The sequence below is a fragment of the Streptomyces sp. Ag109_G2-15 genome, from assembly GCF_900215565.1.
Taxonomy (GTDB): Bacteria; Actinomycetota; Actinomycetes; order Streptomycetales; family Streptomycetaceae; genus Streptomyces; species Streptomyces diastatochromogenes.
On sequence record NZ_OCNI01000001.1, the window covers coordinates 3,793,469 to 3,818,900 of the forward strand.

Here is a 25,432-nt window from a genome sequence, read left to right on the forward strand (position 1 = left end):
CGAGAGCAGGAACCGTACGACAGGGAGCCGTCAATGACCGACAAGCCGACCGTCAGTGTCCTGGGCACCGGCATCATGGGCGCCGCCATGGCCCGCAACCTCGCCCGCGCCGGATTCGAGGTCCGGGCGTGGAACCGTACCCGGGAGAAGGCCGAGCCGCTGGCCGCGGACGGGATCCGGGTCACGGACACGCCCACCGAGGCCGTCGAGGGCGCCGACGTCGTGCTGACCATGCTGTACGACGGCAACGCCGTCCTGGAGGTCATGCGCGAGGCCGCCCCGGCGCTGCGTACCGGCGCGGTGTGGGCGCAGTGCACCACCGCCGGGATCGACCTGGTCGCCGACCTGGCCGCCTTCGCGCGCGAGCACGGGCTGGTGTTCTACGACGCCCCCGTCCTCGGCACCCGCCAGCCCGCCGAGGCCGGTCAGCTGACCGTGCTGGCCGCCGGGCCCGAGGAGGGCCGGGAGACGGTCACGCCCGTGTTCGACGCGGTCGGCGCCAAGACCGTGTGGACCGGTGCGGACGGGGCGGCGGGCAGCGCCAGCCGGCTGAAGCTGGTCGCCAACAGCTGGGTCCTCGCGGCCACCGCGGCGGCCGGTGAGGTGCTGGCCCTCTCCCAGGCCCTCGGTGTCGACCCGCAGGACTTCTTCGACCTGATCCAGGGCGGACCGCTCGACATGGGCTACCTGCGGGCCAAGTCCGCTCTGGTGCTCGACGGGAAGCTGACTCCGGCGTCGTTCGCCGTGGCCACCGCCGCGAAGGACGCCCGGCTCATCGTCGAGGCGGGTGAGCGTAACGGGGTCCGGCTCGACGTCGCCGCCGCGACGGCCGAGCGGCTCGCCAGGGCCGCCGCGCAGGGGCACGCCGACGAGGACATGGTCGCCGCCTACTTCGCCAGCTTCGACGAGAAGCCGGCCGACTGAGACGGCTCAAGGACGGTGACCCGGCCTCCACATGACGTTCCGCGCGCGGGGGAGCACCCTGGAATCAGTGGTACTCCGGAGGTGGTCGAGATGATGCACACCGCTGTGGGTTGGCATGTGGAGATGGAATTCCAGGAGGACGACACGCACACGCGTGCCGTCGCCCTGGTGCGCTTGCCCGACGGCACCGAGGTCCGGGCGCACGGGCACGCGAGCCGTCACCGGGTCGACGCGAACCAGCCCAGGGTCGGCGAGGAGATAGCGGGCGCCCGCGCGCTCAACGAACTGGCCATGCAGTTGCTGACCAAGGCCCATGGGGAGATCGACGCGGAGTCCGGGCGGACCTCGCATCCGATCAACGTGTGACGCCGAGGGGGCGCGTGCGGCGCTGCACGCGCCCCTTGCCTACTGTGCGAGCGCCGTGCGTACCGCCCGTACCAGCGCCTGCGCCCGCGGGTCCGCCGTCACGCTCTTCCTGAAGCCGTTGGTGACGTAGCCGAACGCGATGCCCGTCTCCGGGTCGGCGAACGCGAGGGCGCCGCCCCGGCCCGGGTGGCCGAAGGAACCGGGGGAGAGCAGCGGGGACGCGCTGCCGTGCAGCATGTAGCCGAGGCCGAACCGGGTGCCCACCACGAGGATCCGGTCCGGTCCGGCGGACTGCTCGGCGCGGGCCAGTTCGATGGTCCGGGGGGTGAACAGGCGTGTGCCGCCGTCCACTTCACCGATGAGCGAGGCGTAGAAGCGGGCCAGGCCGTCGGCGGTGGCGATGCCGTTGGAGGCGGGCAGGGCGGCCGCGCGGTAGGAGGGCGCGTTCTCGTCCGGGAGCGGGCTGATCGCGGCGAAGGCGCGCCGGGTGAGGGAGTCGGGGTCGGCGTAGGCCTCGGACACGGACCGCTTCGGGCGGGTCCTCAGCGCGCCGGCCGTCTGAGGTGCCTCCACGGGGCCGACACGGCCCACGCGCGCCTGCTCCGCCGCGGGCAGGCCGAGCCACAGGTCGGCGCCGACCGGCGCCGCCATCTCCTCCGCCACCCATGCGCCGACCGGCCGCCCGGTGATCCGCCGGACCAGCTCGCCGGTGAGCCAGCTGTAGGTCTGCGCGTGGTAGCCGTGGTCCGCGCCCGGCTCCCACACCGGCGCCTGCGCGGCGACGGCCGCCGCGCCGAGGTCGGGATCGGCGGCCTCTTCGGGGGTCAACGGGCGGTCCAGCACGGGCACGCCCGCGCGGTGCGCGAGCAGGTGCCGGACGAGCGTGCGCTCCTTGCCGGCCGCCTTGTACTCGGGCCAGTACGTGCCGACCGGGGCGTCCAGGTCCAGTTCGCCGCGCTGGTGCAGCAGCAGGAGCGCGGCCGCGGCGACTCCCTTGGTCGCGGAGCGCACGACCTGCGCGGTGCCGTGCTCCCAGGGGGCCGTACCGTCCACGTCCCTGGTGCCGCCCCAGAGGTCGACGACCTTCCGGCCGTCCCGGTACACGGCGACGGCCGCGCCGCGCTCCCCGAGCAGCGCGAAGTTCGCTGCGAACGCCTCCCTGACCGGCTCGAAGCCCTCGGCCACCGTGCCGTTCACGTCCACATCCACGCCCGGTCCCTCCACTCGCTTACGACCACGAGTGAAACACGGGCGTGTGGCCTTGGATTCCTCGGCGGGTGGTGATATCCGCTACGGCCTGACGTCCTCGGACCCGCCCTCGTACCCGGCCGGGACCGCGTCCTGCGGCTCGTGCGCCGCCCGGACGAGCTTCTCGACGGGCGACACCGGCGTTGTACCCGGGCAGGGATGCCGTCACCCGGGCGCGGGGGCTCAGCCCAGCAGGATCGTCACGTCGATGTTCCCGCGCGTCGCGTTCGAGTACGGGCACACCTCGTGCGCCGCGTCCACCAGCTTCGCCGCGACCTCGGGGTCCAGGACCGGCAGGGAGACGCTGAGGGCGACCGCGAGGCCGTAGCCGCGGTGCTTGTTGGGGCCGATGCCGACCTTCGCGGCCACCGTGGAGCCGGTCAGGTCGTAGCCCGAGCGGTTGCCGACGAGGATCAGCGCGTTGTGGAAGCAGGAGCTGTAGCCGGCCGCGAACAGCTGCTCCGGGTTGGTGCCGTTGCCGTCTCCGCCCAGCTGCGGCGGCATCGCGACCTTCAGCTGGATCTGGCCGTCCTGGCTGGTGACGTAGCCGTCCCGGCCGCCGTGGGCGGTGGCCTCGGCGACGTACATGATCTTCGTCGGACGGGTGTCGACAGCGGTGTCTGCGGTGACATCGGTCAAGGTTGGCCTCCCCCAGGACAAGTGGCGCACAAGTACATCGTGCACAAGGTACTGGCCGGTACGTCAGTCTGCGCCAGCAGGGGGTTACAACCGTGGGTAACGCGAGATCAGCGCCGGTCGGCCGCCGCGTCGGCGCGCTCGGTGAGCTTCCACAGCTCCTCGCGCAACCGCGCGATCTCCTGGGTGCCGAGCCCCGTGGTCGTGAGCAGTGCGCCGGGCACGCGCTCCGCGCGCTCTCTGAGCTGCTCACCGCGCCCGGTGCACGCCACGAGCACCGAGCGCTCGTCGTCCGCCGCGCGCTCCCTGCGCACCAGGCCCGCCCCCTCCAGCCGCTTCAGCAGCGGCGAGACGGTGCCGTAATCCAGGCGCAGGGCGCCCGCCAGCTCCTTCACGCTGGTCTCGCCGCGCTCCCAGAGGACCAGCAGCACGAGGTACTGCGGGTAGGTGAGCCCGAGGTCGTCGAGGAGCGGACGGTATGCGGCGGTCACGGCGCGCTGGGCGGCGTACAGCGCGAAGCACAGCTGGTCGTCCAGGCGCAGCGACCCGGCGGCCCCGTTGTCGTCTCGGTCGTCTTGACGCGTCACGCGCCCATTGTCACGGACTTCGGGTCGAAGCCGAACGGCAGCTCCAGACGGTGCGCCCGCATCAGGGCGTCGTCGGAGAGCAGCTCGCCGGTCGGGCCGTCCGCCGCGATCACGCCGTCGCTGAGGATCAGCGAGCGCGGGCACAGCTCCAGGGCGTACGGCAGGTCGTGCGTGACCATGAGGACCGTCACGTCCAGCGAGCGCAGGATGTCGGCGAGTTCACGCCGGGAGGCCGGGTCGAGGTTGGAGGACGGCTCGTCCAGGACCAGGATCTCCGGCTCCATCGCGAGGACGGTCGCGACGGCGACCCGGCGGCGCTGGCCGAAGGACAGGTGGTGCGGCGGCCGGTCGGCGAAGTCCTGCATGCCGACCCGCTCCAGGGCCGTGCGCACCCGCTCCCCCAGCGCGGCCCCCTTGATGCCGGCGGCGGCCGGCCCGAACGCCACGTCCTCCCGCACGGTCGGCATGAACAACTGGTCGTCGGGGTCCTGGAAGACGATGCCGACCTTCTGCCGGATCGCGGCCATGTGCCGCTTGCCGACCGGCAGCCCGGCCACGGTCACCGTCCCGGTGCCGCCGCCCAGGATGCCGTTCAGGTGCAGGACGAGGGTGGTCTTGCCGGCGCCGTTCGGGCCGAGCAGCGCGACCCGTTCGCCGCGCCCGATCGAGAAGTCCACGCCGAACAGGGCCTGATGGCCGTCGGGGTACGCGAAGGCCAGTCCGGCCACTTCCAGCGAAGGTGTCACAGGATCCATCCCAGCATACAGACGACGAGGGCGGCCGAGGGGAGCGCGAGGGCGTACGACCACTGCGCGCGGGACGCGGTCACCTCGTCGATGACCGGCATCGCGCCGGCGTACCCCCGGCTCACCATGGCGAGGTGCACGCGCTCCCCGCGCTCGTAGGAGCGGATGAACAGCGCGCCGGCGGACTTGGCGAGCACCCCCCAGTGCCGTACGCCCCGCGCCTCGAAGCCGCGCGATTCGCGGGCGATCCGCATCCGGCGCATCTCGTCGGTGATGACGTCGCCGTAGCGGATCATGAACGAGGCGATCTGCACGAGCAGCGGCGGCAGCTTCAACCGCTGCAGCCCGAGCAGCAGTTCACGCAGTTCGGTGGTGGCGGCCAGCAGCACGGAGGCGGCGACGCCGAGGGTGCCCTTGGCGAGCACGTTCCAGGCGCCCCACAGGCCGTTCACGCTCAGCGAGAGCCCGAGGACGTCGACCCGCTCGCCCTCGGCCACGAACGGCATGAGGACCGCGAACGCCACGAACGGCACCTCGATCAGCAGCCGCTTGAGCAGGAAACCGGCGGGTACGCGCGCGCGGTACGCGACGAACGCGAGCAGGACGGCGTACACCGCGAACGCCCACATCGCCTCGCGTGGGGTGGACACCACGACCACCACGAACGCGAAGACGGCCGCCAGCTTGGTGTGCGGCGGCAGGGCGTGCACGGAGGAGTGCCCGTGCCGGTAGAGGCGGTGCGCGTGTCCCGCTCCCATGTCACAGGCCCGTGTTCACGGGCGAGACGTCCGCGCTGCGGCGCCTGCGCACGGCCCAGAACACCGCGCTGCCCGCGACGACCGTGACGCCGACGCCGATCACGCCCGCGAGGCCGCCGGACAGCCGGGCGTCGGAGACGTCCTTGACGCCGTAGTCGGCGAGCGGGGAGTCGGCCGCCGCGTGCTTCTCGGCCTTCTTGTCGATGCCCTTGTCGTGCGCGACCTTCTCCAGGCCGTCGGGGTTGGCCGAGGCGTAGAAGCTCACGAACCCGGCGAGCACCAGCGAGGTGACCAGGCCGGTGATCCACAGCGTGCGCCGGGAGGTGCGGGCCGCCACGGGCGCCGTGGGAGCCGGAGCGTCCACCAGGTCGCCGTTCACGCGCAGCCGCAGGCGCTGCTGGAGGCCGCGCGCGCCGTGCACGAGGTCCGGGCGTACGGCGATGACGGCGCTCACCGTGAGCGCGGTGATCACGGCCTCGCCGATGCCGATCAGCACATGGACGCCGATCATCGCGGTCGCCACCTTGCCGATGGAGACGTCCGTGGTGCCGCCGATCGCGTACATGAACGTGAAGGCGACGGCGGCGGCCGGCACGGAGACCAGCGCGGCGACGAAGGAGGCGACGGTGACCGAGCGCCGCTTGCGGGGCAGGACGGCGAGCAGCCCGCGGAAGACGGCGTACGACACCACGGTGGTGACGATCGCCATGTCGGTGATGTTCACGCCGAGCGCCGTCAGCCCGCCGTCCGCGAACAGCACGCCCTGCATGAGCAGCACGACCGACACACACAGCACGCCCGTGTACGGGCCGACCAGGATCGCGGCGAGCGCACCGCCCAGCAGATGGCCGCTGGTGCCGGCCGCCACCGGGAAGTTCAGCATCTGCACGGCGAAGATGAACGCCGCCACCAGACCGGCCAGCGGGGCCGTCCGCTCGTCGAGTTCACGGCGGGCGCCGCGCAGGCTCACCGCGATGGCCCCGGCGGCGACGACTCCGGTGACCGCGGAGGTGGGGGCGTTGATGAATCCGTCAGGTACGTGCACCGTACGATTTTAGACGCTTGTTGCGAACCTTTTGCAAGAGAGACGAAGTCTCACTCTCACCGCGGCGCAAACCGAAAAATATGCGACATTGGATGGAAGCGGATGCACAGCTTTCGCATAGGTGACTGAGCGTGAGAGGGCGATCCGATGTCTGTAGTCGAGCAGTACGCGCGCGCCCACATCGTCACGGATGAGGAGGACCCGGGGGCCGTACCCGTTGTGCTGCGGTACGACCCCGACACCGATCCACGGTCGGTCCGGTTCGGGCTGCCCGGACCGCACGAGTGGACCTTCTCGCGCGCGCTGCTCGAACGCGGACTGCGGGCGCCGGTCGAGAGTGGCGACGTACGGGTGTGGCCGTGCGGGCGCGTCCAGGCCGTCGTGGAGTTCCACTCCGCGCACGGCGTGGAGGTGGTGCAGTTCGAGTCGAAGGCGCTGCTCCGGTTCCTGCGCCGGACGTACACGGCCGAGCCCGTCAGCAGCTGACGCCTCCGGGACCGCTCAGCCGCCCAGCTTCAGCAGTGCGGCGACGATCGGCCCGGCCGTGTCGCCGCCGTGCCCGCCCGCCTGGACCACGCCCGCCGCGGCGAGGTCGCCACGGTAGGCGGTGAGCCAGCCGTTCGGCTTCTTCTGGCCGTCGACCTCGGCGGAGCCCGTCTTGGCGCCGTAGTCCGGACCGAGGCCCGCCATCGCCTTGGCCGCCGTGCCGTACGCCGCCGTGTACTGCATGACGTCCTTCAGCTGGGCCTGCGTCTTCGACGACATGGTGCGCGAGGCCTTCGCCAGGGTGCGGTGGTCGACCGTGGGGGCCACCAGGTACGGCTGGCGGAAGACGCCCGACTCCACGGTCGCCGCCACCGACGCCATGTTCAGCGGGTTCATCCGCACCCCGCCCTGCCCGATCAGCGAGGCGCCCATCTGCGCGCCGCTCTGCACCGGGACCGAGCCGTCGAAGGACGGGACGCCGATGGCCCAGTTGTTCAGGCCGAGGCCGTAGACCTGCTGGGCCTCCTGCGTCAGGTCGCTGTTGGACAGCTTCGGCGCGAAATTGATGAAGGCGTTGTTGCAGGACGCCCCGAAGCTCAGCTTGAACGTGCCCTTCTTGATCTCGGAGTCGGCGTCGTTGTGGAACGTCCAGCCGGCGAGCTTGTACGTCTTGGGGCAGGGGTGGGACGCGTCGGGGGTGACGAGTCCCTTCTCGAACAGCATCGTCGACGTCACGATCTTCATCGTGGAGCCGGGCGCCAGGGAGCCCTGGAAGGCGGTGTTGAACCCGTGCCCGCTGTTGGCGACCGCGAGGATCTCACCGGTGGAGGGCCGCATGACCACCACCGAGGCCCGCGTCCGCTGGTCGACCTGCTTCTCGGCGGCCGCCTGGAGCGTCGGGCTCAGCGTCGTCTTCACCGTGCCCGGCGTGCCCTTGCTCAGCTCCACGAGCGTCTTGTCGGAGAGCTTGGCCGCCTCCGACGCCTTGCCGCGCACCACCCGCAGCTCCACGCCGGCCTTGCCGCCCGCCGTCTTGCCGAACTTCTCCCGCAGCCCGTCCAGGACTGTGCCCAGCGACGGGTACGTGGCGGTCGTCAGCTCCCCGCCGTCGCGGTCCAGCGCCTTGATCGGCGGGGTGCCGGACTCGCCGGTGACGAGCGTGTCGCCGTCCTTCAGGTCCGGGTGGACCACGGAGGCGTGCCAGTCGACCAGCGGCTTGCCGTCGCTCTTGCGCCGGACGACGGTGAGCGAACTGTCGTACGCGAGCGGCTTGCTGAGGCTCTGGTACGCCACCGTCGCCTTGACGGAGAAGGGCACCTTGGCGCCGGTGGCGGTGCCGGTCTTGAGGGTGACGCCCTTGAGGTGGGCGTCCTTGGTGTAGCCGGTGAGCAGAGTGGTGGCGGCGGCCGGGTCGTCGGTGGCGGCCGCCGCCTCGGTGGCCCGGCCCTGCTGCCAGGCGGTGAGGAAGCGGGTGGAGGCCGTGCGGACCTCGGCGGCGGTGAGCGGGCCGGTCTTGACGGCCTTGTGGTCGGCCGCGGACGTCCGCTCGTCGGCCGCCGCGCCGCCGTCGTACAGCGCGTAGACGCCGAACCCGGCGCCGACGACGACCACGGCGATCATCCCGCCGAGTACGGCGGGTCTGGTCTTCCGTCGCTCGGCGACGCGCCTTCTCTTGCCCACAGCCTCAGTTCCTCCGCGCTTTCCCCAGGGTCCCCGCAGCCCTCACACTCCCCAACGACGACAACCACAGTAAGGTCCCCGTCTTTGCGGGTGATGTCAGCCGGCACTCCGTAGCACGCTTGCGACAATCGGTCCGGCCGCGTCGATGCCGTGCCCGCCGTCCTGGACCATCGCGGCCGCGGCGACGTCGCCCCGGTACCCCGTGAACCAACTGTCCGACTTCGCCTGCCCGTCGGCCTCCGCCGAGCCGGTCTTCGCGCCGAAGTCGGGGCCGAGCCCGGACATGACCCCGGCCGCGGTGCCGCTGGTCGCTGTGCGGTTCATCATGGCGCGCAGCTGCTGGACCGTGCTCTGCGACAGCCCGCGCGCGCGTGCCGGTTCGCGGTGGTCCAGGCTCAGCGGCACGAGCACCGGCTGCCGGAAGGTGCCGGTCGTCGCGGTCGCCGTCACGGAGGCCATGTTGAGCGGGCTCATCTGGACCTGGCCCTGGCCGATCAGGGCGGCCGCGGTGTCGGGGCCGCCGGCGGCGGGGACCCGGCCGTCGAAGGACGGGACGCCGATCTGCCAGTTGTTCTGCCCGAGTCCGAACCGCTCCTGGGCCTCCCTGGTGAGGGTGTCCACCTTGACCTCGTTCGCGAACTTCACGAACGCCGTGTTGCAGGAGCGGGCGAAGCTGTCGGAGAGGGTGGCGTGCTCGTCCGGGGTGAGGTCCTTGAGGTTGTGGAAGGTCTGGCTCTCGGAGACGGCGGAGGGCGGGCAGGGCGCCGGGCCGTTCGCGGTGGTCAGGCCGTTGTCGATGAGGGCCGCCGCACTGATGATCTTCATGGTGGAGCCGGGCGGGCGTTCGCCCAGGAGGGCCGCGTCGAAGCCGTCGTCGCGGTGGTTGGCGACGGCCAGGATCTCGCCCGTGCTCGGCTTGACGGCCACGACGGACGAATCGGCGTACTTCCGCACGGCCGTCTCGGCCGCCGCCTGCGCGCCCGCGCTGAGCGTCGTGTGCAGCGTGCCGGGTCTGCCCTTGGTGAGGGTGAGGAGGGTGGTGTCGGCCGCGCCCTCCTCCGTCTCCGTCGTGCCTTCGTGCCGTATCACCAGCTCCACGCCGGCCCGGCCGCCCGTCTTGTCGCCGTAGCGCTTGCGCAGTTCGTCCAGGATCGGGCCGAGCGACGGGTACTTCTCCTTCGTCAGTACCTTCCCGTCGCGGTCCACGGCCTCGATCGGCGGAGCCGCGGACTCGCCCGTCATCAGGGTGTCGCCCTTGCGCAGCTGCGGATGGACGACGGAGGGCTGCCAGTCGACCAGCGGCCGGTACGAGGTCTTGCCGCGCACGACGGTCAAGTGGCTCTCGTAGCTGAGCGGTTGGGTCTTTCCCCCGTACGACACCGTTGCCTTGACCGTGAAAGGCACGGTCGTGCCGGTGGCCGTGCCGGGCGTGATGTGCACCTTGGTGATGTGCGCGTCCCCGCCGTACGCCGCGAGCAGTTCCCGTGCCGCTTCCGGGAAGTTGGTGTAGGCCGCCGCGGTGGAGGCGTCCCCCTTCTCCCAGGCCGCGAAGAACTTCGCGGTGGTCTCCTCGACCTCCGTACCGCTCGGCGGCCCGCTCTTCACGGCCGCGGGACCGCCGCCCGTCCCCCCGTCACCGCTCAGCGCGGACATGATGTTGTAGGCGCCGTACCCGGCCCCGCCCAGCAGGGCCGCACACACCCCGCCTATGACCGTTGCCTTGACTCCCCTGCGCATCGCGCGAATCCTCTCCCCGTTTCCCCGTGAGGACCTGCCGCGCCCCCAATTTCCTGAACGCGTTCAAAAGCAGGTCGCAGCGGAACTCTAAGCGCCTGCGGGGATCCTGTGGCCAGAGTTGCCGATTGTTGTCCGAACAGAGACGTTGCCGGACGCGAGTGATCACTCCCCGACACGGTCCATGGCGAAGGCTGGCGAAAGGTGGCGCGCGGTCGTGCGGCAGCCTGGCGCGCCGGTATGTTGCGAGTCGTCCGGCCGTGCCCCTCCCTCAACGCCTGCCCGTGGTGGGCAGGTTGGCCACATCGAGAGGGGAGACCGGACCTGATGGAGCGATCGACGAGGCGGGGACGGTGCCGTGGGCGGCGCCCGAAGTCCGACTGGGTGCAACTCGCGGCACTGTTCCTCACGGCGGTCACTGCCATCGCGGGATGCGTCGAGCGCTTTTCGTGACGCATGACAGGTGAGCCCGGCCGACGCCTAAGCGGCCGGACCCACCCGCCCCGCGCACCGGCCCGGCCTCGGGGTTGCCTCCCGGGGCTGGGCCTTCTGCGTGTGCGGGACGAGGAAACCCCAAGTCGGCCGTATTGCTCAAGCATCCGGCCGCGATCTTTGGACGGTGCTTTGCCCCTCTTTGCCGGTGGCGGGCAGGCTTGCGTTCGAATGGCGTATTCGAGTGGCGAATCACAAAGCCCCAGGCAGCGGACGCGCCGGGGTGGCGAAACCTGGCGTATTCCAGCGGTGATCGTCGACGTTGCTCCGAGCGGCCGCCCTGGCGGGCGACTCGGCCCGCCGGCGGGTGGACTGGGTCGGGGTGACGGGACCGCGCCCTGGAGCTGGGCGTGCCGGCAGACGCGATCCTTGTCGAGCCATGCGCCCGAAATGCCGGGCAGAACATCACTCTGTCCCGTGCACTGCTCGAGGAGCGCGGGATCGTCGTGACATCCGTGCTTCTCGTCAGCAAGCCGTACGAGGAGCGCCGTGCCTACGCCACTGCACGCAAGCTGTGGCCTGAGGTGGAGTTCGTCAGCGCGTCCACGTCCATGACACTCTCCGAATACGTCGACTCGATCCAGAGCGCCCGCCTAGTCGTCGACATGCTCGTCGGATCGCTGCAACGCCTGCTGCTCTACCCGTCCCAGGGCTTCATGATCACGCAGGGAGTACCAGCCGACGTAACCCAAGCGTTCGAGCGGCTCTCGTCACGCGGCTTCACAAGCCGGCTGGTTGCCTGACCATCGTCGGCCGCCTGGCGATGGCTAGGCCCTCGCTTGCTCGCACGCTAGCCCGTACGCCAACAGCAGCGCACAAAGACAGCTACTCCCCCTGGCGCCCACGACGCCTATGAGCAGGCTGCGCCCCGCCAGGACGCGGCGTCGGATCCCGCCAGCCCTCAGGCGCGGGGGTCTCTCCCGCCATCCCCCGCCAGTAGGCGAGGTGGCTGCGGGCAGCCAGCGTGTCGGGGTGGTCCTCACCCAGTGCCCACAGCCGGTCTGCCAGGAGCTGCTCGAACGCGGCTGCGGCGCCGGCCGCGTCTCCCGCCATCCCCCGCCAGTAGGCGAGGTGGCTGCGGGCAGCCAGGGTGTGGGGGTGGTCGGGGCCCTGCACCCGTAGCCGGTCGGCCAGTAGCTGCTCGAACGCTGCTGCGGCACCGGCCGCGTCTCCCGTCTCACCTCGCCAGTGGGCGAGGTGGCTGCGGGTGGTCAGGGTGTGGGGGTGGTCGGGGCCCTGCACCCGTAGCCGGTCGGCCAGTAGCTGCTCGAACGCTGCTGCGGCACCGGCCGCGTCTCCCGTCTCACCTCGCCAGTGGGCGAGGTTGCTGCGGGTGGTCAGCGTATGGGGGTGATCCTCACCCAGCACCCGCAGCCGGTCGGCCAGGAGCTGCTCGTATGCGGCTGCGGCGCCGGCCGCGTCTCCCGCCTCCCCTTGCCACCGGGCGAGGTTGCTACGGGCGGTCAGCGTGTGGGGGTGGTCCTCACCCTGCACCCGCAGCCGGTCGGCCAGGAGCTGCTCGTATGCGGCTGCGGCGCCGGCCGCGTCTCCCGTCTCCCCTCGCCATCGGGCGAGGTTGTGGCGGGTGCCGAGCGTGTCGGGGTGGTCCTCACCCTGCACCCGCAGCCGGTCGGCCAGGAGCTGCTCGTATGCGGCTGCGGCGCCGGCCGCGTCTCCCGTCTCCCCTCGCCATCGGGCGAGGTGGCTGCGGGTGGTCAGCGTGTGGGGGTGGTCCTCACCCAGCGCCCGCAGCCGGTCGGCCAGGAGCTGCTCGAACGCGGTCGCGGCGCCGGCCGCGTCTCCCGCCATCCCCCGCCACAGGGCGAGGTGGCTGCGGGCGGTCAGGGTGTGGGGGTGGTCGGGGCCCTGCACCCGCAGCCGGTCGGCCAGCAGCTGCTCGAACGCTGCTGCAGCGCCGGCCGCGTCCCCCGCCTCTCCCCGCCACCGGGCGAGGTCGTGGCGGGCGGTCAGGGTGGCGGGGTGGTCGGGGCCGAGGTGGTGGCCGGTGGTCTCGGTCAGGCGATGGAAGTGGGCTGTGGCGGCGGTGACCTGGCCGGCTTCGCCAAGGCTTCGTCCGGCCCGGTACAGCACCACATGTGCGTCGGGCTGGTACAAGGCGTCTCCGGCGGTGCGGGTGAGGGTGGTGGCATTGGCGCGCAGGGCCTGGGCGAGTTCGGTGTCGCGTTCGATGGCGGGCCAGGCGGTGATGAGGGCGTCGGCGGTGGTGCGGGCCATTTGGTCGTGCTGGTCGGGGGTGAGCGTGTCACGGGTGGCGCGCTGGATGAGCTGGTGGACGCGGATGGCTTGGTGGGGGGTAGCGGGGGTGTGGTCGATGAGGCTGAGCCGATCCAGTGCCCGCAGCGCACCGACCGCCTCGTCCGCAGTGACGGACGCGGGAGTCTTGTCCTGCTCTTCGGCGCGGTGCCGGGTCAGGTGGGCGAGGGCGGGAGCGCTGGTCAGGACGGTTTCGGGGATGCCGTTGGGGCTGAGGAACGCCGCGAGCTGGAGCATCGGGCGGGCCAAGCCCACCGGGCGCAGGGTGTCGGCGCGGTCGGCGGACAGCGACCAGGCTGCTGCCGCGGTCTGGGTCTGACCGTCGGGCAGGACCTCGGGAGCGGCATCAGTCAGAGAGGCACTACGGTCGGCCAGCAGCCCCCGATAGGCGGCGGCGCTGATGCCGGCGTCGATGAGATAGGCAGCGGCCTGCGACAACGCGAGCGGCAGGTGCCCTAAATCCTGGGCGAGTGCGGTGAGCTGTTCGGCGGGCTCGTGGCGGTTACGGGCGCCCAGCGCGGAGGTGAGGTAGGCGAGGGATTCGGCCTCGGTGAACAGTCCGACCTTGATCAGACGGCCGGCCAAGGCGGCATCCTGGCGGCGCGTGGTGACCAAGGTGCGGCCGTGCGGGCCGGCCGGCGGCCACAGTCCGTTCAGGTCGGCCGGGTCGGTGACGTCGTCGAGGACGACCAGCCACCGGCATGGCGCGGCGTTCGCCTTGGGTTCCAGCCAGGCCAGGAACGCGCGCGCGGCCGTTTCCCGGTCCGCGGGGTCGGCACCGAGGATCTCCACGGCGGCCTGCGCATAACCGGAGGCGGCCGCGGTGGCGTTGCTCGCGGTGATCCACACCAACACGTCCAGCTCACCGGCCTGCCAGGCCGTGCGGGCGTAGTCGGCGGCCAGCTGGGTCTTGCCCACCCCACCCATCCCGGCCAGCACCTGCCCGTGGACTGTGTCCTGCCCCACCAGGACCGCGGCCTGCCCACCCGTGAGTGCTTCACGCAGCCGAACCACTTCCGCGCGGGTCTGGAAACAGCCCGCCCGCGGCGGGATCACCCCCACCTGATGCGGCCACACGGCCGTGGGTCGCCGTGTTCCGTAGTAGTGGTGGTGGATGTCCTTGCCCGTGACCGGGCCGGTGAACAAACCACCACGGAAGTCGACGTGGTCCCCACCGTCAGCGCCGTACCGCGCCTCCCCGCCCGCCACCAAAGCCCCCTCGAACACGGTCGGATCCAGCATCCTGACCGTACTGGCGCAGCCCACCGGTTCTCCCGCTATTCGCGACCAAGAACAGATCCGGTGTGGACGACACGCGGACGGGCTGGGCATGGACTCGGGATTGTGTCCGCGCGACCAACAACGACCACGACGGCACAGCAGCCTGCCGCGCCGTCGTGGTGCATCTGTCGAGCTAGACCCAGGTATCCAGCCACATCCGCGACCGCCAGCTGTCGATCGGGATCGCCGTGCCGGTGTACAGCGGCCAGAAGTAGATGAAGTTCCAGGCGATCAGCAGCACCAGGACGCCCGCCGCCGACGCGCCGATCACCCGGCGGGTCTCGCTGGAGTTCGGTGGGCCGATGATCGCGCCGACCAGCATCGCCACCGCCAGGCAGAGGAACGGCAGGAAGACGACCGCGTAGAAGAGGAAGATCGTGCGCTCCTGGTACATGAACCAGGGCAGGTAACCGGCCGCGATGCCGCAGGCGATGGCGCCGGCCCGCCAGTCGCGGCGCAGCAGCCAGCGCCACAGCACGTACAGGATCGCGAAGCAGGCCGCCCACCACAGCAGCGGTGTGCCGATGGCCAGCACCTCCCGGGCGCACTTCTCGCCGGCGTCGGCCGGGCAGCCGTCGGCGCCGGGGGAGGGGGACTCGTAGAAGTACGACACCGGGCGGCCCAGCACGAGCCAGCTCCACGGGTTGGACTGGTAGGTGTGCGGGGACGACAGCCCGATGTGGAACTTGTAGACCTCGTGCTCGTAGTGCCACAGGCTGCGCAGCCAGTCCGGCAGGAAGGTCCAGTGGCCGCCCCTGCCGTCGGTCGCCGCCCAGTTGCGGAAGTAGCCGCCGGTGCCGTTGGACGGGGAGAGGATCCAGCCGGTCCAGGAGACCAGGTAGACGGTGAGCGCCACCGGGAACGTCGCGAGGAACGCGATCCCGGTGTCGTACTTGAGCGCCGCGAGGTACGGGTTCCGGGCGCCGGCCACCCTGCGGGCGCCCGCGTCCCACAGCACCGCCATCACGAAGAACGCGCCCAGGATGTACAGGCCGTTCCACTTGGTGCCGATGGCCAGGCCCAGCATCAGCCCGGCGCCCCAGCGCCAGGGCCGCCAGCCGAAGCGGAAGGTGTCGCCGACGTGGTCGTCCGGGCGTACCCGGCCGTCGGGCCCGGCAGGCAGCGCGGCGGCCAGTTTCTGCCGTGACCTGTCCCGGTCGACGATCAGGCAGCCGAACGCGGCCACGACGAAGAACATCAGCACGCCGTCGAGCAGCGAGGTCCGGCTCATCACGAAGTGCAGGCCGTCCACCGCCATCAGCGCGCCCGCCAGACAGCCGAGGAACGTCGAGCGGAACATCCGGCGGCCGATCCGGCACAGCAGCAGGACGGAGAGGGTCCCCAGCAGGGCCGTCATGAAGCGCCAGCCGAACGGGTTGAACCCGAACATCAGCTCGCCCAGGCCGATGACGTACTTGCCCACCGGCGGGTGCACCACGTACGCCGCGTCCGTGGGGATCGCGAGATGGCCGTGCGTCTGCAGCACCAGGTCGTTGGCGTTCTTGTCCCAGTTGACCTCGTACCCGCGGTGGACGAGCGCCCAGGCGTCCTTGGCGTAGTACGTCTCGTCGAATATCACCGCGCGCGGGCTGCCCAGGTTCCAGAACCGCATCAGGCCCGCCATCAGCGTCACCAGCAACGGACCGACCCAGCCCGACCAGCGGCTGATCCGCTCCGCCAGGACCGGCGGGACGCCCAGCACCTGCCACAGGCGCGGACTGGGCTCCGTGTACGGCGGCACCAGCCGGTCGCGTACGTCACCCGAGGGAGCGTCCTTGGCGGGCGCGTAGCCGAATCGGCGCAGCCGCTGCTGCCACGACGGCCGCTGGTCGTGCGGTGCCTGGCCCTGCCGGAGGTCCGTGGAGGACGCGGTACTGGTCACCGCGCCATCGTAGGGAACCGTTCTGTGTGAGTCCCGTGCATGTGAGGTACCGATCGGGACGCGGTCGCTTTCACCGTTCCCAATCAGTGAGCAGGAGTGAGTCTTGGACCCATACCTGGTCACTGCGGACACCCCGAACGGTTTTGGATGTCCTGGTCGCCCGCGTACTCGCCGCGTCCGGCGGCACGGATCGTGTCCGTGGTCCGGGGATGCGGGGGCGGGGTCCCTCACGCCCAGGGGTACGCCGGTCGGCCTGGACGGTCCGATGCCCGTGCGCATCGCTCTGGTGTGCACGGGGCGGTGTCGTCCGTCGCCGGATCGGGTGCCCCTGGGCGCGTCGCCCGATCGCGATGCTCGCCGCATCGTGCCGGGTGGTCTTACGGGTGGGGCCGGCCATCGGCTTTTGCCAGTGCTGGGCGCCCCACTTGCTGGTGTAGGCCGGGTCCACGGCGATGATCGCGATATCTGTGGCGTCGGCCATGGAGGCCAGCCGGGCGCGGAGCTTGCCGGTCGGCATGCCGGAGATGAGCTGCCGGAATCGGCGCTTGCGCCCGTGCTTCTCTCTGGTTTTCTCGGCCTGGAAGTCGAGGTCTTCGACCGCGATGGCCTTGACGCCGCAGCTCTTGGCCCAGTTCAGCAGCCGCGTGAGGGCGTGCCGTACCTGGGCGTCGCGGTGCTGGGCGTTGCCGGACAGGTCGTAGAAGAACCGGCGCGGCCGGCCGATCGGGTTGCCGTGAGTGTCCAGGCGCCATGCGGCGAGGTGGTCGGCATTGGTGTCCACGCCGATCACGCCATCGGCGAGGGCAGCTTTGAGTGGGATGGTCTTGGTGGGTGGGATCTGCCAGGAGGCGTCCACGTACCAGCGCCCGCGCCCCGTGTCGTAGTGGATGCGGTAGGCCACGGCCCGGTTGGCCTCCACGCGGTCGGCCCGCTCCTGCCCCCGGTGAGGGAACCGCACCTTCGCAGCGAGTACGTACCGGCCGTGCTTGGCGTTCGCCAGGTTGGCGAGCGGGGCCGGGAGCTTGATCGATACTTCGCCCTCGGGCGTGATGCGGATCGTCTCGTTGCCGAGCCTTTTCCCCGCCTCGCCGTCCGCCTGGAGGAACCAGCGCTCGGCTTCCCACCGCTCACGCCACTCGGCCTCGGTGAGCTGCGCCTTGTCGAGGTTGTGGCGGGTGCCCAGCAGACGTTTACCGCCACGTACGACATGCACCCGGCCCGCTTCCCGGTCAGCCCGAACCCGGTCGAGCCGGTCCTCCAGCACATGCAGCCGTCGCGTCTTCTGGAACCACTCGTGCGCGGAGCGGTAGCCGCCCGGAGCCCGCTTGGTGCCCTTCTCCCCGACCGGCAGCAACAGCCGGTGCCGGATCGTCGTGATACCGGCTTCGAGGGACTGCACGTGTGCGGCCTGGCCGCGCCGGGCGAGCGCCCACTGGTCATGCGTGGCCTTCGTGATCGACCCGGCCCACCTGGACGACGACTCGGCCGTCAGGTCCCTCTTACGGGCCGCCCATGACTCGGTGGAGTGCTCCAGGCCGTCAGCGCAACGCGCTTTGAGGTCCTTCGAAGCCACCGAGCCCAGGTGCGCCCCCACCAAGCGCAGAACCTTCTCATCCTCGGGCGTGGGTTCCTTGAGCCGGGCACGGATCGCAACACCGGACGGGCCGAGAGCCACGAACGGCGCGGCAATCGGGCGGAGGTCAGCCATGTTCGGCGGCTTCCAGTGCCTTGCGGGCGCGGTTCTTCGCCGACCTGCGCCCGTACAGGCGGGCGCAGAACGAGGTCAGCACCTCCACCATGTCCCGCACCAGGTCGTCTTCGACCTCGCCCTCGTCCAGGACCAGCAGCCGACGGCCCGTCGCGGACAAGGCGGCCTCGACAAGCTCGACGTTCATCCGGCCGAGCCGGTCCTTGTGCTCCACCACCACACAGGTCACGTTCGGGTCGGCCAGCAGACGCCGGGCCTTGGAACGGCAGCCGTTCATCCCGGAAGCGATCTCCGCCTCAACACGAACGACTCGGTGACCGGCCTTCGCTGCCCACGCCGACAGCCGAGCGACCTGGCGTTCCAGATCGGTCTTCTGATCGTGCGAGGACACGCGGGCATACAGGCCCAGCCCGCCGATGGCCTCGGGCCTGGTGTTCGCGTCAATGTTCACCAGGATCGTGCGTGGCCCGACCCGCTGAGCCGGTACCGGCAACATCCCCTCACGGAACCAGCGATACGCGGTCTGCGGATGCACACCCTGCGTCTTCGCCCATTCCGTCAGATTCACGCTCTGACAACGACACTCACTCCTACATGGTTATGCTCACTTACCCGACTTCGAGGACCAGCAGGTGGAGACCCCTCCTCTGCGGCCCTGGGAGGATGGGAGCGTGACTGGAACCCTTGTCCTGGCAGGTACCCCCATCGGCGACATCGCGGACGCGCCGCCCCGGCTCGCGGAGGAGCTGGCGGGCGCCGACGTCGTGGCCGCCGAGGACACGCGGCGGCTGCGCCGGCTCACCCAGGCGCTGGGCGTGACCCCCAAGGGGCGCGTGGTGTCGTACTTCGAGGGCAACGAGTCCGCCCGCACCCCCGAGCTGGTCGAGGAGCTGCTCGGCGGGGCGCGCGTGCTGCTCGTCACGGACGCGGGCATGCCGTCGGTCTCCGACCCGGGGTACCGGCTGGTCGCGGCCGCCGTGGAGAAGGACGTCAAGGTCACCGCCGTCCCCGGGCCGTCCGCCGTGCTCACCGCCCTCGCCCTGTCCGGGCTGCCCGTCGACCGGTTCTGCTTCGAGGGCTTCCTGCCGCGCAAGGCGGGGGAGCGGCTGTCCCGGCTGCGGGAGGTCGCCGGCGAGCGGCGGACGCTCGTCTACTTCGAGGCCCCGCACCGGCTGGACGACACCCTCGCCGCGATGGCCGAGGTCTTCGGCGCGGAGCGGCGGGCCGCCGTCTGCCGCGAGCTGACCAAGACGTACGAGGAGGTGCGGCGGGGGCCGCTCGCGGAGCTGGCGCGGTGGGCCGCGGAGGGCGTCCGCGGGGAGATCACCGTCGTCGTGGAGGGGGCTCCGGAGTCCGGTCCCGAGGAACTGGACGCCGCGGAACTGGTCCGCCGGGTGCGGGTCCGGGAGGAGGCCGGGGAGCGGCGCAAGGAGGCGATCGCGGCGGTGGCGGCGGAGGCCGGGCTGCCCAAGCGGGCTGTTTTCGACGCGGTGGTTTCGGCCAAGCACGCCGGGGAGTGAACCGGGTCCGTCCGGCTGGTGCCTGCTGAAATATGCCCTCTGAGCAGGGGCGTTCTCTTGTGAGCGCGCGCCCCATGGGAGGGCAAAAGGGGGGCGCGAAAGGCAAAGACCAGACCCCGTGCCAGGGGCCGATTTGGCAAGCGTCGTCCAAATCGCCTCCAACACTCGACAGGCCTGATGCATTCGCTCCGGCGGAGGCGTCCACTGGTCGAAGGGACGCACCCGTCCCTCGCCCCAGGGGATTCCGGGGGGAATCCCCGCTTCGGGGCGCTTGTCCAGCGGTACAGAGGAGCTGGCATGAGTGAGATCGCAGGGCAGTCCGGCCTCCGCGGTACGGCCACAGCCGTCGTTCACGAGTCGTATTCGTTCGCCTGCATGCGATGCGGGCACGGCTGGGAGCAGTCGTACGAGATAGAGCACCACACCGACGGCGACGGTCACGAGTTCGTGCGGTACGTGGCCGACGGGCGGATCGTGCCGTCCCCGCTGAGCCGGCCCGCGTGCCAGAACTGCGACGGCCACGTCGTGCGGATCATGCGCGCGGGTCAGGTCGCGTCGGTGCGCAGCGCGGCGGAGGGGCACCATCACCCCGCTCCGCGGGCGGGCGGCCCGGTCGAGGCCGCGGAGGCGCCGGGGCAGGCCAAGGAGCCGCACCACTGGCACCTGTCCGATCTCCTGCACCCGTTCCAGCGCCGGGCGAGCTGACCCGAGGGCCGGTCGATCAGGCGTGCCCCTTTCGTAGGATCGGGGCATGCCTTCGAACGCCGACAAGAACGCGGCACCGCCGCTCCCGGAGCCCCTCCGGGTGCCCGTCGCCGACTCCCACACCCACCTCGACATGCAGTCCGGCACCGTCGAGGAGGGCCTGGCCAAGGCCGCGTCGGTGGGGGTGACGACGGTCGTCCAGGTCGGCTGCGACATCAAGGGCTCGCACTGGGCCGCCGAGACGGCCGCCGCGTACGAGAACGTCCACGCGACCGTCGCCCTGCACCCCAACGAGGCCCCGCGCGTCGTCCACGGCGACCCCGACGGCTGGTCCCGGCAGGGCGCCCGGCAGCCGGGCGGCGACGCCGCGCTGGACGAGGCGCTCGCCGAGATCGACCGGCTGGCCGGGCTGCCCCACGTGAAGGGCGTCGGCGAGACGGGGCTGGACTACTTCCGCACCGGCCCCGAGGGCAAGGCCGCCCAGGAGCGGTCCTTCCGCGCCCACATCGAGATCGCCAAGCGGCACGGCAAGGCCCTCGTCATCCACGACCGCGACGCCCACGCCGACGTCCTGCGCGTCCTGAAGGAGGAGGGCGCCCCCGAGCGCACCGTCTTCCACTGCTACTCCGGCGACGCCGAGATGGCCGGGATCTGCGCCCGCGAGGGTTACTTCATGTCCTTCGCCGGCAACGTCACCTTCAAGAACGCCCAGAACCTCCGGGACGCCCTCGCCGTCGCCCCGCTGGAGCTGGTCCTCGTGGAGACCGACGCGCCCTTCCTGACGCCGGCGCCGTACCGCGGACGGCCCAACGCCCCGTATCTGGTGCCGGTCACGGTGCGCGCGATGGCCGCCGTGCGCGGCATCGACGAGGACACGCTGGCGACGGCGCTCGGCGCGAACACCGCCCGCGCGTTCGATTACTGACCGCACATTCGGCGCGCAACAGTACGTAGTCGCGTCGCTTTGGACAGTGACATCCGCTCCGCTAGGTTCTGGGGGCCCGATCCGGACCCCTCTGGCCCCCCTGGAGCGTGTCGGCGTGAGCAAGTCGCAGTACGAGACGTACGACCCGTACGGCCCTGACGCCTCCGTACACACCGCGGAGACGCTGCCCTACGGGACGTACGAGGACACCTACCGGCCCGCTTACGAGGCCGACGCGTACTTCGTCACCGAGCCGGTGCTGCCGCTGCCGCGGCAGATGGCGGGCGTGGCGAGCGAGTCCCGCGTGCCCGATCCGGTGATCCCGGAGTCCGACGCGCCCGCAGCGGCGGGCGGGCGTGCGGTGCGCCGGCGCAGGGCGCGCTCCGCCGAGCGCCCGGAGTCCGCCGTGCGCCGTCTGCTGCCGCAGGCGCTGGTCGTCGCCTTCCTCGCGGGCGGCACCACCGCCTTCGTCGCCAAAGACAAGGCGATCGAGCTGAGCGTCGACGGCGAACAGCACACCCTGCACACCTTCGCCGACAACGTGTCGGACCTGCTGGCCGAGGAGGGCGTGCGCGTCGGGACGCACGACGTGGTCGCGCCCGGCCCGGGCGAGGCGCTCGCCAGCGGCGACGAGATCGCGGTGCGCTACGGGCGCCCCGTACGGCTCACCCTCGACGGCGAGCGGCGCGAGGTGTGGACGACCGCGCGCACGGTGGACGGGGCGCTCAGGGAGCTGGGGGTGCGCGCGGAGGGTGCGTACCTGTCGGCCGCGCGCTCCCGGACCATCGGACGCGCCGGGCTCGCGCTGGACGTGCGCACCGAGCGCGCCGTCACGATCATGGCGGACGGCCGCACCCGCACCATCCGCACCAACGCGGCCACCGTCCGTGAGGCCGTCGAGGAGGCCGGCGTCACCCTGCACGGCCAGGACACCACCTCCGTGCCACCCGGCAGCTTCCCGCGCGACGGGCAGACGGTGACCGTGCTGCGGGTGACCGGCACCAGGGAGGTGCGCGAGGAGCAGATCCCCTTCGAGGTGGAGCGGACCGAGGACCCCTCCCTCTTCCAGGGCACCGAGGTCGTCGAGCGGCCCGGACAGCCCGGGCTGCGGCGGATCACCTACTTCCTGCGCACCGTCAACGGCGTCCGGGAGAAGCCGCGCCGGGAGAGGTACGAGGTGGTGCGGGAGCCGCGCAACCAGCTGGTCAAGGTGGGCACCAAGCCCCGGCCGCCGTCCGTGCACGGCGCGGACCATCTCAACTGGCAGGGGCTGGCCGTCTGCGAGTCCGGCGGCCGCCCGCACGCGGTGGACCCGTCGGGGACGTACGGCGGGCTCTACCAGTTCGACACGTACACCTGGCACAGCCTCGGCGGCAGCGGGCGTCCGCAGGACGCGTCGGCGGAGGAGCAGACGTTCCGCGCGAAGAAGCTGTACGTACGCCGGGGGGCGAGCCCTTGGCCGCATTGCGGAGCGCGGTTGCACAGGTAGCCGCGGCCGGCTGTCCCCACGTAGCTGCGGGCAGTCGTGCCGCTGGGGCGGCACGGGTGGGCGCAGCGGCACCCCGCCGGCGCGGGCAAGCGAAACCCACCCCCGCCCAGCCGCAGCACCGGGCGCCCTGGCAACCCCCTGACCTCGCGGCAGCACCGGGCACCTGGCAACCCCCGCACCCACACCCCCGTACCCTTGTCCCGTGAGCAGCCCCACCCCCGACGCCCTCCTCGGCCCCGCCGACATCCGTGAGCTCGCGGCAGCGCTCGGTGTCCGTCCCACCAAGCAGCGCGGCCAGAACTTCGTGATCGACGCCAACACGGTCCGCCGTATCGTCCGTACCGCCGATGTCCGCCCCGACGACGTGGTCGTCGAGGTCGGCCCGGGGCTCGGCTCCCTCACGCTCGCGCTGCTGGAGGTCGCCGACCGGGTCACCGCCGTCGAGATCGACGACGTCCTGGCCGGCGCGCTGCCCGCGACCGTCGCCGCGCGCATGCCGGAGCGCGCCGACCGGTTCGCGCTGGTCCACTCCGACGCGATGCACGTCACCGAGCTGCCCGGCCCCGCCCCGACGGCCCTGGTGGCGAACCTGCCCTACAACGTGGCCGTACCGGTGCTGCTGCACATGCTCGACACCTTCCCGAGCATCGAGCGGACGCTCGTGATGGTGCAGTCCGAGGTCGCCGACCGGCTGGCCGCCGCACCCGGCAACAAGGTGTACGGCGTCCCGTCGGTGAAGGCCAACTGGTACGCAGACGTGAAGCGGGCCGGCGCCATCGGGCGCAACGTCTTCTGGCCCGCGCCGAACGTCGACAGCGGGCTGGTCTCGCTGGTCCGGCGAGCCGAGCCGATCAAGACGACGGCCTCCAAGAAGGAGGTCTTCGCGGTCGTCGACGCGGCGTTCGCGCAGCGGAGGAAGACCCTGCGGGCGGCGCTGGCCGGCTGGGCCGGGTCCGCCCCGGCCGCCGAGGCGGCGCTGGTCGCGGCCGGGATCTCGCCGCAGGCGCGCGGGGAGTCGCTGACGGTGGAGGAGTTCGTCCGGATCGCCGAGCAGAAAGAGGCGGGCACGTGAGCGTGACGGTACGGGTACCGGCGAAGGTCAACGTCCAGCTCGCGGTGGGCGCCGCCCGCCCCGACGGCTTCCACGACCTGGCCAACGTGTTCCTCGCGGTCGGCCTGTACGACGAGGTCACGGTCACGCCGGCGGACGAGCTGCGCGTCACCTGCGAGGGTCCGGACGCCGCCCAGGTCCCCCTGGACGGCACCAACCTCGCCGCGCGCGCGGCCGTCGCGCTCGCCGAACGCCGGGGCGTCGAGCCGGCCGTGCACATCCACATCGCCAAGGACATCCCGGTCGCGGGCGGCATGGCGGGCGGCAGTGCGGACGGCGCGGGTGCGCTGCTGGCCTGCAACACGCTCTGGGGCGCCGGCGCCTCCCGCGCCGAACTCCTCGCCATCTGCGCCGACCTCGGCAGCGATGTGCCGTTCAGCCTGGTCGGGGGCGCGGCCCTCGGCGTCGGGCGCGGTGAGCGGCTGACCGCCCTGGAGGTCGGCGGCACCTTCCACTGGGTGTTCGCGATGGCCGAGCGCGGGCTGTCCACCCCGGCCGTCTTCCGCGAGTTCGACCGTCTCGCCGAGGGGCGTGCCATTCCCGAGCCGGTGGCCTCGCCCGACCTCATCGACGCGCTCGCCAAGGGCGACCCCGACGCGCTCGCGGCCGCGGTCTCCAACGATCTCCAGCCCGCCGCGCTCTCCCTCTTCCCGGAGCTTGCCGACACCCTCGCGGCGGGTCGCGGCGCGGGCGCGCTGACCGCGCTCGTCTCCGGCTCGGGCCCGACCACGGCCTTCCTCGCCCGCGATCCCGAGTCCGCGTCGAAGATCGCCGAGGCTCTCGAGGCCTCCGGCACCTGCCGCACGGTGCGTACGGCAGCGGCGCCCGCGCCCGGCGCGACCGTACTGCCTGCATAGATATACGGACCGGGTGTTACCTACTTCACAGTAATTTAATGTTCATCATTTCCGCCATGATCCCTTTCGTGCCCCTCTGATCCATGGCGACGGCTGGCATGATCAGCCGTCCCCGGTCCTGGTTACCGGCGGTAGAGAGGAAGCTTCCATGGGGCACATGGACCACTTCAGCGCCGGATGGGTCACCCCCGTCCTGTCCTACGCGATGGCCTGCGTCGGCTCGGCCCTGGGACTGCGCTGCACCGTCAGGGCGCTGGAGGCGAAGGGCGCCTCCAAACGGAACTGGCTGACCCTCGCCTCCTTCGCCATCGGGTCCGGCATCTGGACCATGCACTTCATCGCGATGATGGGCTTCTCCGTGGAGGGCACGCCCATCCGCTACGACGTCCCGATGACCGTGCTCAGCCTGGTCATGGCGATCGCCGTCGTCAGCGCCGGCGTGTTCACCGCCGGATACGGCCGCTCCCGCGTGACGGCGGTCGTCCTCGGCGGCCTCGGCACCGGGCTCGGCGTCGCCGCGATGCACTACACCGGCATGGCCGCGCTCAACCTGCACGGCTCCGTCGGCTACGACCCGCTGCTCGTCATCGTCTCCGTCGCCATCGCCGTCGCCGCCGCGACCGCCGCGCTCACGCTCTCGCTCATCGTGCGCGGCCCCGTCCTGGCCGCGCTCGCCGCGCTCGTCATGGGGCTCGCGGTCAGCAGCATGCACTACACCGCGATGTACGCCGTCACCGTCCATCTCGCGCCCAGCAACGCCGAGTTGGCCGGGGCCACGGCCACCGAGTTCCTCTTCCCGCTCGCCGTGCTGCTCGGCTCGTTCCTCTTCCTGACCTCCGCCTACGTCGCCCTGTCCCCGACCGGCAAGCGCCACGAGTCGGCCGTCGCCGCCGAGCTGCTGCGCGAGGTCGAACTCACGACGGCCTGACCGTCCCCCTCAACACCCCCGACCCGCCCGGGAACCGGAGTCCACGAGCC

General features: G+C 71.7%; 22 protein-coding genes and 1 pseudogene. 11 read left to right on the forward strand and 12 right to left on the reverse strand.

From position 1 onward, the window contains the following. Positions 1-33: 33 nt before the first annotated feature. On the forward strand, positions 34-924 hold the full coding sequence (locus tag CRP49_RS17045; protein ID WP_097254136.1) for an NAD(P)-dependent oxidoreductase: 891 nt from the start codon (positions 34-36) through the stop codon (positions 922-924). Between the two features lie 90 nt (positions 925-1,014). Further along, a complete protein-coding gene (locus tag CRP49_RS17050; protein WP_097257411.1) occupies positions 1,015-1,290 on the forward strand; it encodes a DUF1876 domain-containing protein in 276 nt (91 codons plus the stop codon). 39 nt (positions 1,291-1,329) lie between these two features. On the opposite strand, the gene CRP49_RS17055 is transcribed toward CRP49_RS17050, so the two are convergent. From CRP49_RS17055 to CRP49_RS17080, 6 genes are all read right to left on the reverse strand, one after another. Continuing rightward, on the reverse strand, positions 1,330-2,493 hold the full coding sequence (locus CRP49_RS17055; RefSeq protein WP_097257412.1) for a serine hydrolase domain-containing protein: 1,164 nt from the start codon (positions 2,491-2,493) through the stop codon (positions 1,330-1,332). 228 nt (positions 2,494-2,721) lie between these two features. After that, complete coding sequence (locus CRP49_RS17060; protein ID WP_097257413.1) at positions 2,722-3,126, reverse strand: organic hydroperoxide resistance protein; 405 nt, start codon at positions 3,124-3,126, stop codon at positions 2,722-2,724. Positions 3,127-3,284: 158 nt separating this feature from the next. Further along, a complete protein-coding gene (locus CRP49_RS17065; RefSeq protein WP_097254137.1) occupies positions 3,285-3,761 on the reverse strand; it encodes a MarR family winged helix-turn-helix transcriptional regulator in 477 nt (158 codons plus the stop codon). After that, positions 3,758-4,516, reverse strand: a complete 759-nt coding sequence (locus CRP49_RS17070; RefSeq protein ID WP_097254138.1) for an energy-coupling factor ABC transporter ATP-binding protein — start codon at positions 4,514-4,516, stop codon at positions 3,758-3,760. Before CRP49_RS17070 ends, CRP49_RS17065 begins: the two co-directional genes overlap by 4 nt. Then, positions 4,504-5,265: a cobalt ECF transporter T component CbiQ gene (gene cbiQ / locus CRP49_RS17075; RefSeq protein ID WP_097254139.1), complete on the reverse strand. Its 762-nt coding sequence runs from the start codon at positions 5,263-5,265 to the stop codon at positions 4,504-4,506. Before cbiQ ends, CRP49_RS17070 begins: the two co-directional genes overlap by 13 nt. A 1-nt stretch (position 5,266) precedes the next feature. Continuing rightward, on the reverse strand, positions 5,267-6,310 hold the full coding sequence (locus CRP49_RS17080; RefSeq protein WP_097254140.1) for an energy-coupling factor ABC transporter permease: 1,044 nt from the start codon (positions 6,308-6,310) through the stop codon (positions 5,267-5,269). Positions 6,311-6,457: 147 nt separating this feature from the next. On the opposite strand from CRP49_RS17080, the gene CRP49_RS17085 reads away from it, so the two are divergent. Further along, on the forward strand, positions 6,458-6,796 hold the full coding sequence (locus CRP49_RS17085; protein WP_097254141.1) for an SsgA family sporulation/cell division regulator: 339 nt from the start codon (positions 6,458-6,460) through the stop codon (positions 6,794-6,796). A 15-nt stretch (positions 6,797-6,811) separates the two neighbouring features. Here the strand turns inward: CRP49_RS17085 and CRP49_RS17090 are convergent, their stop codons facing one another. Continuing rightward, on the reverse strand, positions 6,812-8,476 hold the full coding sequence (locus CRP49_RS17090) for a penicillin-binding transpeptidase domain-containing protein (protein WP_097254142.1): 1,665 nt from the start codon (positions 8,474-8,476) through the stop codon (positions 6,812-6,814). Positions 8,477-8,572: 96 nt separating this feature from the next. Beyond that, positions 8,573-10,213, reverse strand: coding sequence for a penicillin-binding transpeptidase domain-containing protein (locus CRP49_RS17095; protein ID WP_097254143.1), 1,641 nt, complete (start codon positions 10,211-10,213; stop codon positions 8,573-8,575). 815 nt (positions 10,214-11,028) lie between these two features. On the opposite strand from CRP49_RS17095, the pseudogene CRP49_RS17100 reads away from it, so the two are divergent. Beyond that, a pseudogene (locus CRP49_RS17100) lies at positions 11,029-11,445 on the forward strand (YdcF family protein); the annotation flags it as partial. Between the two features lie 82 nt (positions 11,446-11,527). Here the strand turns inward: CRP49_RS17100 and fxsT are convergent. The 4 genes from fxsT to CRP49_RS17120 all read right to left on the reverse strand — a co-directional run bounded on the left by fxsT (position 11,528) and on the right by CRP49_RS17120 (position 18,415). Then, positions 11,528-14,218, reverse strand: a complete 2,691-nt coding sequence (gene fxsT / locus CRP49_RS17105; protein WP_257033425.1) for an FxSxx-COOH system tetratricopeptide repeat protein — start codon at positions 14,216-14,218, stop codon at positions 11,528-11,530. Positions 14,219-14,390: 172 nt separating this feature from the next. Beyond that, positions 14,391-16,139, reverse strand: coding sequence for a dolichyl-phosphate-mannose--protein mannosyltransferase (locus CRP49_RS17110; protein ID WP_097254145.1), 1,749 nt, complete (start codon positions 16,137-16,139; stop codon positions 14,391-14,393). Between the two features lie 70 nt (positions 16,140-16,209). Then, complete coding sequence (locus CRP49_RS17115) at positions 16,210-17,847, reverse strand: transposase (RefSeq protein WP_097254146.1); 1,638 nt, start codon at positions 17,845-17,847, stop codon at positions 16,210-16,212. After that, on the reverse strand, positions 17,840-18,415 hold the full coding sequence (locus tag CRP49_RS17120) for an IS607 family transposase (protein WP_097254147.1): 576 nt from the start codon (positions 18,413-18,415) through the stop codon (positions 17,840-17,842). The genes CRP49_RS17115 and CRP49_RS17120 overlap by 8 nt, the downstream gene beginning before the upstream one ends. A 103-nt stretch (positions 18,416-18,518) precedes the next feature. On the opposite strand from CRP49_RS17120, the gene rsmI reads away from it, so the two are divergent. The 7 genes from rsmI to CRP49_RS17160 all read left to right on the forward strand — a co-directional run bounded on the left by rsmI (position 18,519) and on the right by CRP49_RS17160 (position 25,382). Then, a complete protein-coding gene (gene rsmI / locus CRP49_RS17125) occupies positions 18,519-19,367 on the forward strand; it encodes a 16S rRNA (cytidine(1402)-2'-O)-methyltransferase (protein WP_097254148.1) in 849 nt (282 codons plus the stop codon). Positions 19,368-19,664: 297 nt separating this feature from the next. Next, positions 19,665-20,072, forward strand: coding sequence for a hypothetical protein (locus tag CRP49_RS17130; RefSeq protein WP_097254149.1), 408 nt, complete (start codon positions 19,665-19,667; stop codon positions 20,070-20,072). A gap of 46 nt (positions 20,073-20,118) precedes the next feature. After that, on the forward strand, positions 20,119-20,997 hold the full coding sequence (locus CRP49_RS17135; protein ID WP_097254150.1) for a TatD family hydrolase: 879 nt from the start codon (positions 20,119-20,121) through the stop codon (positions 20,995-20,997). 115 nt (positions 20,998-21,112) lie between these two features. Next, positions 21,113-22,486 carry a resuscitation-promoting factor gene (locus CRP49_RS17140; RefSeq protein WP_097254151.1) on the forward strand — a complete coding sequence of 458 codons (1,374 nt, stop codon included), beginning with the start codon at positions 21,113-21,115 and terminating at the stop codon, positions 22,484-22,486. A gap of 202 nt (positions 22,487-22,688) precedes the next feature. Next, entirely contained in the window at positions 22,689-23,558 is an 870-nt protein-coding gene (gene rsmA / locus CRP49_RS17150) for a 16S rRNA (adenine(1518)-N(6)/adenine(1519)-N(6))-dimethyltransferase RsmA (protein WP_097254153.1), read from the forward strand. Then, positions 23,555-24,454: a 4-(cytidine 5'-diphospho)-2-C-methyl-D-erythritol kinase gene (locus CRP49_RS17155; protein WP_097254154.1), complete on the forward strand. Its 900-nt coding sequence runs from the start codon at positions 23,555-23,557 to the stop codon at positions 24,452-24,454. Before rsmA ends, CRP49_RS17155 begins: the two co-directional genes overlap by 4 nt. 148 nt (positions 24,455-24,602) lie before the next feature. Then, positions 24,603-25,382, forward strand: coding sequence for an MHYT domain-containing protein (locus tag CRP49_RS17160; RefSeq protein WP_097254155.1), 780 nt, complete (start codon positions 24,603-24,605; stop codon positions 25,380-25,382). The last annotated feature ends 50 nt before the right edge of the window (positions 25,383-25,432 follow it).